We start from the raw sequence: 17686 nt of genomic DNA on the forward strand, positions 1-17686 counted from the left end.
ATCTCTCCTTAGGTATGTTTATTTGGGAAGCTGAAGCGTTCGTCCCGCGAAGGCGGGGCCCTTGGCGTTTCTATAGGTAAAGACGAGTACAAGCAGTGTGGCGATATACGGGATGGACTCCAACAACTGCGGAGGCACGGGGAGCGCCTGAAAGCTGTATTGCAGCGCCATAACGTACCCGAAGAACAGCGATGCCAGCAGCGAACCAAACGGTGTCCAGCGTCCGAAGACAACTACAGCAAGCGCGATAAATCCGCGTCCGGCAGACATATTCTTTGTAAAGACGTTAAGCATGCCGATGGACAGGTAGGCTCCGGCCAATCCCACAAGCGCGCAACCGGCTATAACGCCGATGTACATGTACACCTTTACCGGGATGCCCAGCGATTGGGCCGCCGCCGGATTTTCCCCAACCGAGCGATAGCGGAGTCCAAGCTTTGTCCGATATAGAAAAATATGAACAGTACCGACTACGACCAAGCCGATCAGCGTCAGCCAGTTCATGTTATGAACGACAGTTCCAAGGACCGGCACGCCGTCGGCAATGCCTCCCACAGAACCAACCGACGTTACAGACGGTGACTGTCCTTTGTTGTTGAAGAACAGCTGCAGCAGGAACACGGTCAAACTTCCCGCCAGAATGTTGATCGCGACCCCGCTGATCACATGATCCGACCGGAAACCTATACAGACGGCCGCATGAAGAAGGCCGAGCAACATTCCCGAGCCGAGGGAAGCCAGAACGCCGAGCCAAGGGCTTCCTGTATAATAGGACACTAACACAGCCGAGAAAGCGCCGGTCAGCATAATCCCTTCCAGTCCCACATTTACAATGCCCACACGTTCGTTCAGCAGGCCTCCGATGGCGGCCAGAAACAGCGGAGTGGCAATGGACAGGGTAAGCGTCAGCATATGTACGGACAAGAAGCTACCCAACGGCCTTCACTCCTTTCCTGCGGTCCACTTTGCCGGCCAGAAACGCAGCCGAGGCGATAACTACGATAATAACGGCCTGGAGAATCGGCCCCAGCTCTCTCGGAACATCCACCATCAGCGACATCGAAGAAGCGCCGGATTCCAGCATCCCGAAGATGAAGGCCGCCGGGATAATGCCGAGGGGATGATTGCGGCCGAGCAGTGCGACTGCAATCGCAGTGAAGCCGTAGCCGCTGGAGAAAGTCTGCATAAACCGCTGATATACGCCTAGCACCCGTTCCGCGCCCATAAGTCCCGCCAAGGCACCGCTGAATAGGAGTGCCATAAATATCATTTTACCGCTGGAAATTCCGGCGTACCGGGCAGCGATACCATTCAGCCCGTTCACCCGCAGGGCGTAACCCCATGCGGTATGGTACAGGAGCACGTACAACAGAACGGCGCAGCCCAGCCCGATCAGAAGACCAGCGTTGACCTTGGAGGGCGGGGCCAGAAGCGGCAGGGACGCTTCTGGCGCGACTTTGGGCGTCTGGGCGACCGCGCCTTTCTCCAGAAACTGATGCACGGTCAAATATCCTGTTACGGCAAACGCCACATAATTGAGCATGACGGTGGAAATGACTTCATGCACGCCCGCCTTCACCTTCATTACGCCGGGGACAACCGCCCAAAGCATGCCTCCCGCCATCCCCGCGGCGACCGCAAGCGGAAGATGTACAAAGGGTGGAAGACCTTGTAGGCCGAAGCCGGCAACCGCAGAAGCGAGCGCTCCGATAAACATTTGGCCTTCCAAGCCGATGTTGAAGAGACCGGCTTTGGCTGCGAGGGCAAAGGCAAGGCCGCCGAACAGGTAAGGCGTGGAGCGCTCCAGCGTCTGGGACAAAGGGCCGCTTCCCCCAAGCGAGCCCTTGAACAGCGCCGCATAGGCCTCGAGCGGGCTTTCCCCGATCATGGCGATTACAGCGGCGCCGATGAGCAGGGAAACAGCAACCGCAATTACGGATGGGAGCAGAACTTTAAGCCAGGCTGACAATATATTTCCTTCACGCATATTCCGCCGCCTCCCCTTTGTGATGTACGCCTGCCATCATGAGTCCGATCTGCCCTTTGGTGAAATCTTCCGTCCTCCCGATGCCCATGAGCTGTCCACCACACAGCACCCCGATACGGTCGGACAGGGACAGTACTTCCTCCAGTTCCTGCGAGACCAGAAGAACGGCGTTCCCCTGGTTGCGGTGCCTCAGCAGATTCCGGTGAATGAATTCAATAGAGCCTACATCGACGCCCCTCGTCGGCTGAACGGCTACCAGCAGCTTTGGTGACAGGGAAAGCTCGCGGCCGATGATCAGCTTTTGCTGGTTGCCGCCGGAAAGACCGGTTATCGGGGTGTCGGGCGATTCTGTTTTCACACGGTAGTTCTCCACAATTGACCGGGTCCAATCTGCCAGCCTGCGCCCTGAAAGAAAGGGTCCCCGGCGCAGCCCCGCGTACCGCTGATAACCCAGATAGGCATTGTCCTTTACCGAAAAATCTTTGACCAGCCCTTCTTTCAGCCGGTCCGAGGCAATACAGCCGATGGACAGTGTGCGGTAATCCTTCGGAATCCGGTTGGTGACATCCGAGCCTTCGACGACGATCCGGCCCGAGGCAGCCTTGCGGATGCCGAGGATGCCTTCAACCAGTGCTTCCTGGCCATTCCCCGCAATCCCGATTACCCCGAATATTTCGCCTTCGCAGATATGAAAGGAGATATCCCTTGCCCCTTGCTCCAATCCCCCGGTTTTTACCGTGAGGCCTTGAAGCTCAAGCACCGGCTTGCCGGGGACCACTCCTTCCTCGCGCTTAACAGTCAGCGCCACTTCGCGGCCGACCATGCTGCTCGCCAAAAACTGCTCGTTCACCTCCCGGATCGGCCAGGCGCCGACGGTCCGTCCGTCACGGATGACCGTTACCTGGTCCGCGATGTCCATAACCTCCTTCAGCTTGTGCGAGATGAACAGAACGGCGCAGCCGCCCTGCTTCAAATCCCGCATGATGGCGAACAGACTCTCTGTCTCCTGAGGGGTAAGTACGGCTGTCGGCTCGTCCAGAATAATGATCCTGGCGCCCCTGTACAGAATCTTGATGATTTCAATTCGCTGCTGAGCCCCGACGGACAAACCGGAAACCTTGGCTTTCAGATCGAGGCCAAGCCCGTATTTGCGGCAAATTTCGCCGACTTCCTTCTCTCCTCCCCGCGAATCCAGAAACACTCTGGAAGGCGGTTCGGCACCCAGCATAATGTTCTCAAGAGCGGTGAACGCCTCCACCAGCATAAAATGCTGATGGAGAACGCCGATGCCGGCCCGGCTCGCTTCTTTGGCGGAGACCAGAAGCTCCGGCTTCCCGCCGATGATGATCTCCCCTTCGTCGGGTTGAAGCATACCGCCCAGCTGACCCACCAGCGTCGATTTGCCGGCCCCGTTCTCTCCGCAGATCGCATGGATTTCACCGGCACGGACAGCAAGATCAATACCGTCGTTTGCTTTGACGCTGCCGAAAGCCTTCCTAATTCCCTTTACCTGCAAAGCGTAACTCATGCCTCTCACCCCTTGCTTACTGAGCGGTTACATCGATAACCTTGATGTTTCCGTCGATGATCTCCTGCTTTAGCTCCTCCAGCTTCGCAATCTTCTCTTCCCCGATCAAATCCTTCGTATATTTCATTTCCGACAGGCCGACCCCTTCGTTCGCCAACCCGTATTCCATGATGCCGGGTTCAAACTTGTCCTCCGTGAAGCTCTTGATCGTATCAAATACGGCCACGTCGACGCGTTTCATCATGGAGGCCAGCACCAGACCTTCGGCCATGTAGTCCTGGTCGGAATTAACGCCGAACGCGTATTTGTTCTGTTCCTTAGCAGCTTCAAACAGTCCCGTTCCTGAACCGCCGGCGACCGGATAGATGACATCAATGCCCTGGTCGTACATCGACAGCGCGATATTCTTCATTTTGCCGGGATCGTTAAAGCCTGTAGAATCCGAAGCAATCGGCTGAATGGATACCTTCACGGAAGGATCGATATACTGCGCGCCCTGCTCATAAGCCTTCGTAAACCGGTTCAGGAAAGGCACATCCATCGCGGGCACCGCCCCGATCTGCTTCGTTTCCGACATCATCGCTGCCAGCGCACCGACCAGGAAGGAGGCTTCATGCTCCTTGAATACGAGGGAGCGGACATTCGGCAGGTCGATCGTGGCGTCGATGACAGCGAACTCCTTGTCAGGGAACTCTCCTGCAACTACGGTAAGAGGCTCGACCATATCGAAACCGACGGCGATAATAAGTTCGTTGCCCGCATTCGCCAGATCGCGGAGCAAACCTTCGGCAGCCGCCAGCTCGCCCGGCTCCACCACCTTAAGCTCGATCCCGAGCTCTTCCTCGGCCTTCAGCGCCCCTTCGTTGGCGAGATCGTTAAACGAGCGGTCCCCAAGTCCAGCAACACCTGTGAGCAGTCCAACCTTGAAGTCTTTGGCAGAGTCTTCCGAAGCAGCACCTTCGGAAGTTGAAGCTCCATTCTCCGATGCCGACGCGCTGCCGCCACCGGAATTGGAGGAGCAGCCGATCATTGCGGCCAACAAAACAAGTGTCATTAGAAACAACATGGTGCCGCGTACTTTCCTCATTATGAAAACCTCCCTGAATTAGATATGTAAGATTAGGATGGTGAAAGCAATAAACGTTAAGATCTGTTGCGGTACTTGTAGTAATTGGCTCCGCTCCGCCTGGAAGCAACCTCCAGCATCCGGGCAGCGGAGGCCTGTCCCTCTCTGGCCAGCAGCATCTCGTCGGTGCCGACAAGCTGTCCGTCCCTGACAACTACCTTTCCCCCGACAATCGTCATGTCAACGGGCCGGCCGCTGCCGACTGCAGCAGGCAGAGCCGCGTCGTCGAATAGCGCGCCGGCATATTCGAGCCGCTCAGCGTCAATCATGAACAAATCGGCCGCCTTGCCCGGCTCCAGTGAACCGATGGCATCCTCCCAGCCAAGCACCCGGGAAGAACCTACAGTGCCGACCCACAGGCTTTCCTCTGCCGACAGACCTTCAAGTCCCGACGTCAGCCGGTGAAGCAGGTACGCCTGTCTGACCTCCGCAAGCATGTTCGAACCATCATTGGAAGCAGAGCCGTCTACGCCAAGCCCCAGCTTCACGCCGGCTTTCAGCATTTGCCGGATCGGCAGCACGCCGGAGGACAGCTTCATGTTGCTGCTCGGGCAGTGCGCCACTCCGCAGCCGCACAGACCCAACCGGTGGATTTCGTCGTTGTTAAAATAAATGCCGTGAGCGTACCAGACATCGCTGCCGACCCAGCCGGTCTTTTCCATGTAATCCAGCGGCCTGAGTCCCAGCTTGTCGTAACAGAACTGCTCCTCGTCCCTGGTCTCCGCCAAATGAGTATGCATACGCACCTTGTAGCTTCTCGCCAGTCTCGCGGACTCGCGCAGAAGATCCTCCGACACAGAGAACGGAGAACACGGAGCAACGCCTACCCTGAGCATCGAAAATCTGGAATCGTCATGGTAGGCTTCAATCACCCGCATCGTGTCCTTCAGGATCGTGTCGATGCTCTGTGTAACCTCATCCGGAGGAAGACCACCGGCGGAGCGTCCCAGATCCATTGAGCCCCGGGTCGGAAAAAAGCGGATTCCCAGCTCCTGCGCGGCCCGGATCTCTTCATCGATCAGTTCGCCGCTCACCCCGTCAGGAAAGCAGTAAAAATGATCCGACGCCGTCGTGCAGCCTGTCTTAAGCAGTTCGCCAAGGCCAACCTTCGCGCTTAAATATACATCCTGCGGCTGCATGTGCCTCCAAATGTCGTACAGCGTGACAAGCCAATCGAACAGCTCGCAGTCCTGGGCCCAGGGAATGTTGCGGGTAAAGGTCTGATACAGATGATGATGCGTGTTAATCAGTCCCGGGTATACGATTTTTCCCGTCGCATCGATTACCGTATCCGCCGTTTCGTAGGGTAGTTCATACCCGATCGCCTTGATTTCCTGACCGTCGGCGTACAGACTCCCTCCGGGATAGCGTGAGCGGTCCGAATCCATCGTGATGATGTTCCTGGCATTCTTGATTAGTAACGTTCCCATATCGCACTCCTAATGATTGTAGTAAAAAGAAGGATTTTATTCATAAAAAAAACTACATCCCGTGTAGGAAAACCTCTGATCATCACCTCCCAATAAAATATCATGTCATATTTCATACAAATACATGACACAATTTGAACAACAAAAAAACCTAACACAAACGCAATAGAGTTAATATTGCGTTCGTAGTTAGGTTTTTACGGATCCTAGTAGAGCCCCCGAACCGATTATCAGGGTTATACGAACAACTTATTTAATTGATTTTTAGTATAAAACATAAAATTTAAAAGTCAACAAAAATGGCAAAAAAAATTTAAAAAATAAGGATTCTATGTTATATAATCTAACATTATAATCAACTTCTTTTCCTTTCCTTATAAAATTTATATATTTTTCCTGTCATTAACATCATTGCCCACTCTCTCTTGAAGACGAGCCGATTTTATCATAAATGTTCTTTCCACATACCTACATGCACAGCAGAGTGCAAGAAACGGATAGTTGGTTACATGAAAAGGGAAAAATCAAGAGAAACGCACATGTTATCTAAATACTTCACTCGATACGTTACTTCGCTATAAAAAAGAAGCGGGATATTAGCCCACTTCGTCAGTTTCCCGCCAATACATCTGAACTATTAGTCATTCCTAACCAACAGCGAACAGCACTCCACATGTGTGGGTTGCGTAAATTAGACAAACAATGATGTGACAGTATTCGCGGAAATTTCAATATTGTATAAAAAACATCTGATACTATTTAAATCGCCAAGACCATAGGTAGAGGTATTAAGCACATGGTATAGTCATACAGAATTGTAATAGAAGAGGAAATATCTATTTCTAACCGCAACATTTTTTATATTTTAATCCGCTCCCACACGAACAAGGATCGTTTCTACCAACTTTTTGCTTACTATTATTACTAAGATATTCAATAAAATTGAATATTATTTTTGTATTCTCAAACACAGTAATAAACAAAAGATTATCAAAGTAATTTAATCCTTCATCTCCATGTAACGCACCCGCACGTAAGTTGTGATAAATGTCATTCCTTAGCGCATAAAGCAGTTTATAATATTTATCGTTTAAAATCTCTTTAATCGCATTAACTAAAGAAGACTTTTCTGTTTTTTTCTCGAAATCTTGGAAGTACATTATATCTGCGTGTTTAGGATAATGTTGTGCTATGTAACGAGATAATTTATCATAACATGAATAGATTCTCGAGAGAGCACTATAAAGCAAATATTGCTTATCTATCAAATCATTTAACTTTAGATTCGCATTTCTCACCCACAATTGATAAAAAACATCGTTTTCTATATTGCAATAATCAAAGATACAACGTACTACTTCTCCCATCCTAAAAAATACATCGCCAATTAATGTGCCGCCATAATTAGGAAGTTTGCTGAACAGTCTCAACTTATAATCTTCCAACTTCTGTATTTCCTGAACATTGTATTGCCTTGGAGTAATTTGTAACTTATAATCCATAAATTTTTCAATCATTGGAAAAGAAGTTAGTTTACTTATATTTGTCTCATGACTGCTGTGAAGAATCAACTGATCTAGTAGATCAAAATGCTTCTCCAAACAAAATATAAGATTTTTTATTTTGGGCAAATATAAGTCAGAATCTACCTTGTCTCCATCTCTATCCCAAAAATCTTGTGCTTTCACAGCATCCGTTTTAATTTGGTCTTCAATTGCTTTTGAAAAGTATGACAAATCATGCGTGTTGATTTGTCTCATGGATTTTAAAGTGTCGTACATTTGGTTACTCTTAAGACTTTCGAGAATTTTTTTAATATCAGAATTTTTATAATCAGCTTTATTTTTTATATAATTTTCTATTCTATAAGACTTATTACGAGATAAGTCATCGTCAAAATTATAGTTATAAAGTATACCTAAAATAACATATAATCTTTCGTTTGCCTGAAATAAGTGTTCAACTGCATTATTATAAAAGAATCGTCCTGAATAAAACTGTATAGGAGCAAATAAAATGCCGCAATTGAATAATGCCAAGTCCTTACAGCAAAGATTCATGAAAAAATGCGTATCTTCTAAAAGATTAATTAGATACCCGAAAACAGTCATTTCCGAAGGTACCTTCTTCAAACTATTTTTATTTAGATAATCAACAACTAGATCATCTAGCTTTTCTTCAATCTGACTTGTTCTCTTAAATAAAAAAGATTTTATTTTTTGCTTTTCATTAGTAGACAATAATCCATATCTATTATCTTCAATAATTTCGGTTAACATTTGATTCATTTTCTCATCATCAACCCAAAAATGTTCTCTAATATAGCCTGATGTGAAAAAACCATCAAAATTATCTTTTCTAAAAATAGTAGCAATATCTATCAAATTATCCTCACAACCATTTTCACATTCACATGCAGTGTCATGAATTATATATAAAGAATTACTTTCACATTCAGGACATATAAACTTCTTTCTATAATCGAGACTCGGTCTACTTCTAAACATTTTTTTCCACATAGTTTATCTCCTTAGTTTAATTTTTTATTCTTTCATATGTAACATGCTTCATGTTCAAAAATAGCTCAATTAATTCACGTTCACGGAAAAATTACTACGAGTATGACGCTCTAGTTATGCATTTATTATCTAATTTGCAAATGGTTTTGGACAGGGTGCAAGTATTACGATTTGTAAATTCTTAACCAGATAATAATAAGACACAGTCCGATCATACTTTACTCAGACTTCTAGGTTCATATACACTTTTGTAGATATTAATTGATTTGATGTATAGGTACGAAATTCTTAAGTAAATGAAATAAAGGACAGTCTGGTTAGACTATCCTGGTAAAATTTTTGTATCACTCACAGTTCTATTTAATATTTAAAATTACTTTTCCTGATAATTTTTTTTCAAGAACTTATTATCTTTTGTAAAAGTAGCAACTTTATGTTTTTCAATATCAAGACTTAGTTGATTTAGATTCTCTTCATGTTCAATTTTATCTCGATTTAAAGTAAGGATATATTGGAAATCTTGATACTTTTCTTCTTGTATAGCTAAGTAATTTAAACTTTGAACAAGTGTATCTTGATCCACATCAAAGATATTATCATGAATGAGAAGACCAGGATGCCGCTTTCGTGTATGTTGATTAAACAAAAGAGCCATATCATAAATAAATACCTTTGTTCTATCTACACTGTGACTGCCATCGTCGTAAATCCGCAATTCAATTTTTACTATTTGTTTACTTGTTTTACTATTTACAGTTTCAATCGTAAACGAGCATTCCTTATTACCCATTATTAATTCATGAATAGATAGTACTGTAGTAAGGAAACTATTTAAAATATTCTTTTTTTCATCAATTTCATTATCTAATTCAAGTATCTCTTGAGTTTTCTTCAAGAACAGTGTTTTCTTTTCTTTCTCAGCATGCTCATACTCTTTAAATAAGCCAATTCTTTTTGAGTACTCTTGATTTTTATGATTATAAATCTTCAAGCTGCTTTTTAGATTTTTCAGAACCCCTTTTTGATCTATAATCCTTAATTTTTCACCGTATTGTTCGTCTAACCCTCTTATTTGTTCGGTTATTTCATATAATTCATTCTGCAAGTCAGAAGCCCTTTGGTTAATTAATGACCTCTGAAAGGTTTCTATCTTTGTTTTAAATCCAAGGGTCTCTTGAAGCGATTTAACAATTAGTTCACCGAGTCCTTGCTTAAATTGATTATAAATAAGTTCAATTTCAGAACTGTCAATTTCCTCAGGCTTAGGAAGACTTTTAATCCGTTGTAGTTCATATTTAATAGCTTTTTGGCGAACTCTAAGTTTGTCTAATAGATCCTCTAATCCAACAAGATCTTTCTCAATTGAATTAAATGCTTCGTTACTTCTAAAGCTTTCAATTGCATCATTCATTTTTAGCACTTCGTCGTTTAATGCATTTAATTCTGCTCTTACATCATTAATCTTTTTCTGATTACCGTTTGTAACTTCTTTCTTCGCATTTGTCGAAACATTTTTATATTGCTCTATTTTCTTAATAGTTTCTTGAACCTTCCTATAAATCACCAATGAGATATTAAGAAAATATAAATGAGGAATTACACTTACTGGAATTTTTTTACTAACATCAAAACATTCTAATATGGTTTTAAATTCAGATTTTTCGTCTCGTATCAATGGCGATATCAGTTCACGAAAGTTGGGAAGTACCACCTCATTAAAATCATTATAAAGTAAGTCCTTAAGATATCTTTGGGCTTCATCCACACTTTCAAAAATAATAGTCTCTTCATTTTTCTTTAATATAGGCCTATTCTGTTCACCCTTACTTCTTATAATTGTTATTTCTTCTTTACCAATTTGTAAGTCAAGCTTTATTAGCACATCATCACTGAACACTTCATCAGGTATAAGCCTAATTCTGCTATCACTGTACTTCTTAAATAAACAAAAATTAATAAACTCAATAGACATTGATTTCCCAACACCATTGGTTTTTCTGCCCCGAGTTGTATTTGCATCTGATTTCTCGCCTAGAATAATATTTACTCCATCTTCAAATAAAATGGTTTCGAATACTTCAGGTTCAGAATACAACTTTAACAGTTTGATTCTATTAACTACTCTATCCATAAATAAGGCTCCTCAAATTTCACTATTCCCAGTGAATATAAAAACAATAATCCGAATATTAATTGTCTGCTATGTGATATGCCATTTTTCTTCAATGTATCAGACACCTTATATATAGAAACCTTTTTAGTTTCACTCTTTTTTACTTCTTTTAGTATTAAATATCCGATATAAACAGCGGATGTTTTAAAGTTCTCACCATCTTCAACTAATAACGCCAACTTTTTCACCTACTATATTGGGAAATACATTACATTTTATTGTTTCAGAAATCAAATAGTACTTTATTGCCATTCTGTCAAATTCAAAACCCGATGCACCCATTTGCGCCTCGAAAAACGACGCTAGCAATTCTAGTGCTTCCCTGGGATTCCCACCTGTTTTTTCCAAAAATTGATTACTAATATCTCTCAAGTAAAGCCTAATCACCAAAATTTTCACATCATCTAAGCCCAATATGTCATTTGCCTGCTTAACAGCTTCCCCATACAATGAAACTAATTCGATATAAAGCCCTTTTAAAAAATCTGAGTACTCTTTAAACCTTCTATTGATTTTATCTTCAGGATCAGTAACTGTCTCCTCTTTCTTTGCAGTAACCTTTTTATGATTGCTTAAGTACTCAATTAAGGCAATGACTGTTTCCACTTCACTCGCCTGTTTTCTTGTTGTTTCCTTGACTTTCACAGATAATTCTCTATCTAAAAATTCGGAAATCCTTTTCAAATCTTCTGTATCTTTTTCTTTAATGTGTTGCATCATATCAAAATGATCAATTATATCAGTATCTTTCGAAAAAGAGAAAAGACCACTTGTATCAAATGTTGTTGTATATTTTTTCTTCTTGATAAGCATTAAAAAAATTAATCTGTCATATTGAGTATGTAGCTTCTTATCATTAAACTTTACTATAGTATCAATTATCTTTGTGCTAGAGTTATCAGAGGTGACTTGAATAGCAATTCTACTAACTTGGTCAGCTAAATCAATTGCTGACATATTCTTTTCAATAATATTCAAATTTATCAAGTTATAGCCGTACACTAACTTTAAAAACTCTTTGTAGAAGTCCTCCGCAATAATATTGATATCAAATAGACTTATACAATTTCTAAGTTCGACTTCAAGTGCTAGTTTTGCCAATGCACTTGATATTAACTTTAAATAAATCTCTTTATTCACATAAACAACTCCAATTGTAAGATACTTCAAGCACATTTACAGTTTAGCATCTTTTAGAAACGTGAACAGCTACTTTTTTTGAGGGAATATAGACTCTGTAGATTCTGTAGATTCTGAGGAGTTGTTGTACGTACAGCGTATTTCGAAAAAATGGTATGAATCCAACGGGGTTAAACTCCGCCGCGGAAACAATAAATGATTCATTCCGCACTGGGTGTGGTCTAATTATAAGCCCATTAAATACCTTTACAACATAGGTAAAAGAGCCGCCCTGTCTTTGTTGGCTCTGTCTTTATCAATCCTTATACAGTCTATTAGCGGCTCTAAGAGTGTCTTAATGAGTTTGTAACGGCTCGCTACTATTATTATCCGTCTTTGTTGCTCTTTGCTTCCTACGATTTAGTTCACGGTAAAGTGAGCCCTTGCTTACGTCAGTCATTTCTTCAATCTGTGATACTGTAAATTCTCCGCTCTGATGTAGCTTGATCGCCTTGTCTAGCTTCTTCTTATCAGTCATAGGGCGACCACCCTTCCTTCCACGTGCTCTAGCCGCATTTAATCCTGCTACAGTACGTTCATGAATGATTGACTTCTCAAACTCCGCAAAGACAGCCATCATGCCAAACATTGCCTTTCCTGCCGCCGTAGACGTATCAATGTTATCGGACAGACTTACAAACTCAACGCCTTTCCTTTTCAGTGAGTCAAGCGTTTCAATTAGCTTTAGTGTCGAACGTGCCAATCGGTCAAGTTTGTATACAATGAAGGTATCTCCTTCACGTAGCATGTCTAGAGCCTTAGCTAGTTCAGGGCGGTCATCTTTGCCACCGCTTGCTTTTTCAGTATAGATACGGTCAAACCCGAACTTTTCTAATGCGTCCAATTGTGAATTAAGTGACTGGTCAGCGGTAGATACTCTTGCGTAAGCTATTCTCATGGTTTACGTTCCCCCTAGTCATTTCAGTAGTTTAATTGTATCAAAAACGTACTATTTCGTAAATATGATTTTGAAACGGGTTTCGTACTGTTTTTCTCAGGTTTTACGCTCAAAAATAGTAGGTTCACGAATCGTTTCATAAACAATCGTTTTCGTACCGCCAGTTAGAAACAGGTTACTTTATTCATCCCCCCTCTGAGCGCTGTTATGAAATGAGTAACTTTAATCATAAAAGGGAGAGGGACTATGCCACGAGGTGGAGTGCGAATAGGGGCAGGACGTAAAGCACATGGATTACGTGAAAGGTATCCCTAACTTTATCACAAGAACAATAGGAGCAAATTGAATCATCAGGAGAGCCAACGGTAGCGGTTTACATTCAGGGTCTTATGAATGAAATTACATCAATTAAAGAAGATGTCGATACTGCTTCTGAATTAGGTTAGCCGAATCATAAAGGGCATCAAGTAGTAAGCAGGAAGGAAGTCGAAGAATTTTGGGTAAAGCCTAACTTTGTTTGTCCTTTTACTGGAAAACGATTCGGCTCAGTAAAAGCTATGATAATGGCGGCTGTGCCGCATTTGGTTAAACCTACACGAAATAAACATATGGTTTGAAAGTAAAGAGAACGCGAAGCGAAACCTCTGACCGCCGAAGGCGTGTCAGATAGATTGATTCTCTCTCTGAATCTCTTTATTGAATCTAATATATTGAATATAATTAGGCGGAACTTCTTACTGTTTTAACAGATTTCACTTCTCTCTTGATGACGTTTATTTCTACTCAAACAGAATTTACTACTTCTATAGAAAAAAACGTACATAGCTGAACTACATTCTGTTCAGAGGGAACAAGAATAACCCATATCGGATTTTGCTTCTACTGAAGTGGAGTTTCAATAGGTTATGGAAAATTTCGTACATGGCAGAATATTCTTCTGCTCAAGGGGAAGGTTATTGCAACTTTTAAGGCATTTTCCATTAATGAATTGGAACAGAAAAGAGGAGAATCGGCTATCTCCAACTAGTGGATATTGCCGAATCTCCTCTTTTCATTTAACCAATGTTTCAAGATGTTTCTTGAATCGCTTCACGATTTCTTTTACCTTTTCCGGCTCGTCTGAGTAGTCTCCCGATTCTGCACTATTCATGTAAGTTCTCTGAATTTCAGTTGCATATTCGGCATACTTCCCACCATCAATAAACTTTTTTACGGATGCTAGGAGTAACTTCTCATTAAGCTTTTCAAAGTTACGCTTTTCTCTGATGAACTGATGGGTTAACTCGGATAAGACAACATAAGGGTTATCTTGAAGATTAGCCGCTAGAAAATATAGGTTATTGTGATTGCGGTAATCCACCCAAATAAAGTCCTTTTCACTAAGTGACCATAAGTGGTCAGATACAGTTTTTGAAGATGCTCCAATATTTAGAGCAATCGTTTCTTGAGTTGGGAAACAGCGGCTGTTAGCTCCCATGTATGCTACCAATTCTGTCAGAATCATTTTTTCGTAAATCGTCAAGCCTAAGCACCTATACAACTTGTGAGGGAGTTGAACATAGAACTTATTGAAGTTAGCGTAGGCTCCATTGTCAGCAATTTTCCGCATGTAATCAGATGCGTTGTCTTCGCTTCGATTTAACCAAGCTTCATCGGAGTATGAACCTTTGAAATAAGTTGGCTTAAATGCTTCGCGTTGTTTTGTTTCCGAGTTATTGTCATGGACTATCTCCATTATTCTCGCCCCCTACGTTGTAAGTAACCTTCTAATGCTGTGCGGCTTATGAGGTACGTTGATGTTATACCGTCACCAATTTTTTGGGCGGCAAGTTTTTTTGCAGCAATTGCTCGTAGCACTGTCCTTGGGCAGACTCCTGCTATTCTTGCGGCTTCCTTACAGTTAATCAGTTCATTCATTGATACCCCTCCCAACTTTGACCTAATTTCGACATCGAAGGATAAAAAATATCCTCGCAAAGTAACAATCGTTCCTTTGGGCGGTATCGTTGCAAGCGATTTGCTTATAATAAAGATACACGTCCTTTCTTCATGCCCCTGCCTTCACTCAGCAGGGGCTTTTCTTTGTTCATTACTATCCGGGCGGCTAGTCATTGTCAGGAAAGAGCCTGTCAAAGTCATATCCCATCTCGGTTAATACATCCTTCAAATGCGATTCCTGAACCCAATAGGGATACTTGCCTACACCCCTGATATTTCCGGGGATTCGTTCGACCTGCAACTTGCCTTGTCTTACCCATCCATAGACTGCATCCTCGCTTACCAGTCGGCTACGGCTGTGAACAGACAGTCTATGTGCGATTTGTGAGACCGTGTAGTTTCTCTCCATGATTAACGTCTCCCTTCTTCTAGTGCTTGCAGGATGAAGTAATTCAAGTCCTTCTCACGTATACGCCAAAGCGTACCGCCTAATTTCATCGCAGTTAGCTTGTTTTCTTTTACCCATCTATCAACGGTTTTACGGTCAACTTTTAGCATCTTGCTGACTTCGTCAACAGAGTGAAGCTTACCTAGTAATTCCATGTTACTGACCTCCTGTAGTGTTATTGAGAATGAAGTTCCTAAGACTTTCCTGAGGAATCCTAATCGAGCCCCCGATTTTACAGCTTGGTAACTGCCCGTTCTGACACATGGCATAAACCGTTGTATGAGACAGTTGTAGAATGTCCATCACTTCACGGATGGTGTATAAGCGTTCCAATGAGAACTGCTCCTTTCAGGTGTGAAATAGATTCATTCACAATATAAGGATTAGTTTTGGAAAATTATCATCGTGACGTAGAAATATTGAAGAATCTTTATTTATTTGATAAGTACGGGCATTTAGTTTGGAATGTGGAAGAGAGAACGAAGGTGACCTTTTTCAAAGATAGAATGAGCGTTATAGTAGCTTCATTACCATTTAATCCATTGATTTCATCTGCAAAAAAAACAAAACGCGTCTGCTTTGTATTTTGGGGAATTGGGTTATACCAATAGAATTTAAATATCAAGCACTCCACCGCAATTATTTAAGACCTTGGCTCGATAGTTACTGTGAAAACGCCAAGGGGGTAGACGTAATGAAAGTAACTTGTAAATTCTACAACGAAAACAACATACAAAACCTCATACTTGAACTCTTGAAATCTCGTATTGACACGTTGATTGAGCAGTCATACGATAATAAGCAAGCGAATACTGCCACATCTCAAAAACAGGACTCCAAAGGGGGAGAATGTGCATGAGATGTGCCATTTATGCAAGGGTAAGTACAGGATTAGATAGTCAGAAGGATAGCCTTGAAAGTCAAGTATCGTACTTTGAAAACCATATAAAAGAAAAAGGTTGGGAACTTGTAGACGTTTATGCAGATGAGGGCATTACTGGTACAAGTATCGCCCAACGTGAAGAACTAAAGCGACTTATGCGAGATGCAGAAAAGAAACGTTTTGATGTAGTCCTAATCAAAGCATTGTCTAGACTATCTCGTGATACAGCCGACACTCTAAACATTGTCAGAACTCTTAATAGCTACGATGTGATGTTATTTTCTTCAAGAGAAGGCGAAATAAAAGACGAGTTACAGCTTACCGTTATTTCAGCGGTAAACCAACGGCAAAGCGAGGATACGTCATACAACGTTAGTTGGGGAATAGGAGTTAAATCACGCAACGGCATCTTTCACGGTACGCCGCCCTACGGCTACGACAAAGTGAAGCCGGGAAAATTAGTTCCTAGTGTCACTCACGCCCCCACCGTACAGTTAATATTCGACCTATACCTAAACAAAGGGATGGGCGTTCAGGCAATAGCCAATTACTTGAATGATGAATTAGGTGTACTTCCTTCGAGAAAGAACACAAAGAAGTGGCATGATTCCTCCATCCGCCTGATGCTTACTAACCACCACTATATTGGCGACTTGGTACAAGGACGTTCTAAGGTGGATAGCACGGACAAAATCCATCTTCAAAAAAAGGGCTACAAGAAGCGACATAAGATTGATGAGAAGGATTGGATAGTCGTTCCCAATACACATGAACCTCTCATTACTCACGAACAATTTGAAGCCGTTCAAGAAAAAATGAAGCAAAAAGCTCTACGAGTATTTAGGGGCAGAGGGCGCAAATCTCTATTCGCAAGGGTAGCTTTCTGCGCGGATTGCGGAGCAGGAATGAACTACAAGAACGACCGTCAATCATATGTCTGCTCTACGTATCAAAAGAATACGGCTAAAAAATGTTCCTCCCATATCATCAAGCATGACGCTCTTAAGCACGTTGTCCTTGCTCATCTAAAAGACTTGATTGGTAACTCGTTGAACATGCAATTATTAGTTGACATGACTATCCAAAGAGCAGGAATTAAGAAAAACAACGCTGTTAAAGAACTTAAAAAGGTTCAACGCGAAATCACCAAATTGGATATGGAACTCGTTCAGCTTACGAGAAAGTGGACTAGCGGTGATATTAATAAGGAAATATTCAACGCCTGTTGTGGGGCGGTCAAAAATGAACGCCAAGCATTAGAGGAAAGGAAGGCTCGACTTCAAACAGAAATCGCCCACGAACATGATACAGAATCACGAGTATCAGCGTTTAAGGCAGAGTTAATGAAGTTTTCCGCGCTAGATGTAAGTAATGAGGAAATCCTGCGAGATATGATTCACAAGATGATTAACCGTGTTGATGTTCATGAGGATGGTTCAATTGAAATCAGTTACAACTTCCAAAATCCACTAAAACAAGGGGCGTAGCCTATTTAGGCTCGCCCCTCCATTCCATCAATAATACGCACTCCACATGCACCGTATGCGGGAACCGCTTCGGCTACTATGGATTTTAAT

14 protein-coding genes and 1 riboswitch are annotated in these 17686 nt (G+C 42.9%); of the genes, 1 reads left to right on the forward strand and 13 read right to left on the reverse strand.

Features of this window, described 5'->3' with window-relative positions; translation table 11 throughout:
- Positions 1-18: 18 nt before the first annotated feature.
- From M2108_RS22605 to M2108_RS31675, 13 genes are all read right to left on the reverse strand, one after another.
- Positions 19-936, reverse strand: a complete 918-nt coding sequence (locus tag M2108_RS22605) for an ABC transporter permease (protein ID WP_277506339.1) — start codon at positions 934-936, stop codon at positions 19-21.
- Positions 929-1987: an ABC transporter permease gene (locus tag M2108_RS22610; RefSeq protein WP_277471637.1), complete on the reverse strand. Its 1059-nt coding sequence runs from the start codon at positions 1985-1987 to the stop codon at positions 929-931. Before M2108_RS22610 ends, M2108_RS22605 begins: the two co-directional genes overlap by 8 nt.
- Entirely contained in the window at positions 1980-3515 is a 1536-nt protein-coding gene (locus tag M2108_RS22615; protein WP_277471638.1) for an ABC transporter ATP-binding protein, read from the reverse strand. Before M2108_RS22615 ends, M2108_RS22610 begins: the two co-directional genes overlap by 8 nt.
- 16 nt (positions 3516-3531) lie before the next feature.
- A complete protein-coding gene (locus M2108_RS22620; RefSeq protein ID WP_277471639.1) occupies positions 3532-4602 on the reverse strand; it encodes a BMP family lipoprotein in 1071 nt (356 codons plus the stop codon).
- Between the two features lie 56 nt (positions 4603-4658).
- Positions 4659-6071 (reverse strand): 8-oxoguanine deaminase, encoded by a 1413-nt coding sequence (locus tag M2108_RS22625; RefSeq protein ID WP_277471640.1) that lies wholly within the window; start codon positions 6069-6071, stop codon positions 4659-4661.
- Between the two features lie 166 nt (positions 6072-6237).
- A riboswitch (purine riboswitch) is annotated at positions 6238-6335 on the reverse strand.
- A 578-nt stretch (positions 6336-6913) separates the two neighbouring features.
- Entirely contained in the window at positions 6914-8590 is a 1677-nt protein-coding gene (locus M2108_RS22630; RefSeq protein WP_277471641.1) for a YecA family protein, read from the reverse strand.
- 373 nt (positions 8591-8963) lie between these two features.
- The gene (locus M2108_RS22635; protein ID WP_277471642.1) at positions 8964-10721 is read right to left on the reverse strand and encodes a DUF2326 domain-containing protein; all 1758 of its coding nucleotides are present in this window, start codon (positions 10719-10721) and stop codon (positions 8964-8966) included.
- Positions 10722-10925: 204 nt separating this feature from the next.
- Positions 10926-11903: an SMEK domain-containing protein gene (locus tag M2108_RS22640; protein WP_277471643.1), complete on the reverse strand. Its 978-nt coding sequence runs from the start codon at positions 11901-11903 to the stop codon at positions 10926-10928.
- Between the two features lie 334 nt (positions 11904-12237).
- Positions 12238-12840, reverse strand: coding sequence for a recombinase family protein (locus M2108_RS22645; RefSeq protein WP_277471644.1), 603 nt, complete (start codon positions 12838-12840; stop codon positions 12238-12240).
- A 1051-nt stretch (positions 12841-13891) separates the two neighbouring features.
- Positions 13892-14575 carry a helix-turn-helix domain-containing protein gene (locus M2108_RS22650; RefSeq protein ID WP_277471645.1) on the reverse strand — a complete coding sequence of 228 codons (684 nt, stop codon included), beginning with the start codon at positions 14573-14575 and terminating at the stop codon, positions 13892-13894.
- A complete protein-coding gene (locus M2108_RS22655; protein WP_277471646.1) occupies positions 14575-14757 on the reverse strand; it encodes a helix-turn-helix domain-containing protein in 183 nt (60 codons plus the stop codon). Before M2108_RS22655 ends, M2108_RS22650 begins: the two co-directional genes overlap by 1 nt.
- Before the next feature lie 432 nt (positions 14758-15189).
- Positions 15190-15381, reverse strand: coding sequence for a helix-turn-helix domain-containing protein (locus M2108_RS22660; RefSeq protein ID WP_277471647.1), 192 nt, complete (start codon positions 15379-15381; stop codon positions 15190-15192).
- A 1-nt stretch (position 15382) separates the two neighbouring features.
- The gene (locus tag M2108_RS31675) at positions 15383-15559 is read right to left on the reverse strand and encodes a helix-turn-helix domain-containing protein (RefSeq protein ID WP_481856941.1); all 177 of its coding nucleotides are present in this window, start codon (positions 15557-15559) and stop codon (positions 15383-15385) included.
- Positions 15560-16081: 522 nt separating this feature from the next.
- Between M2108_RS31675 and M2108_RS22665 the strand changes: the two genes are divergently transcribed.
- The gene (locus tag M2108_RS22665; RefSeq protein ID WP_277471648.1) at positions 16082-17596 is read left to right on the forward strand and encodes a recombinase family protein; all 1515 of its coding nucleotides are present in this window, start codon (positions 16082-16084) and stop codon (positions 17594-17596) included.
- The last annotated feature ends 90 nt before the right edge of the window (positions 17597-17686 follow it).

It is taken from the genome of Paenibacillus sp. PastM-3 (assembly GCF_029893965.1).
Lineage (GTDB): Bacteria > Bacillota > Bacilli > Paenibacillales > Paenibacillaceae > Paenibacillus_AQ.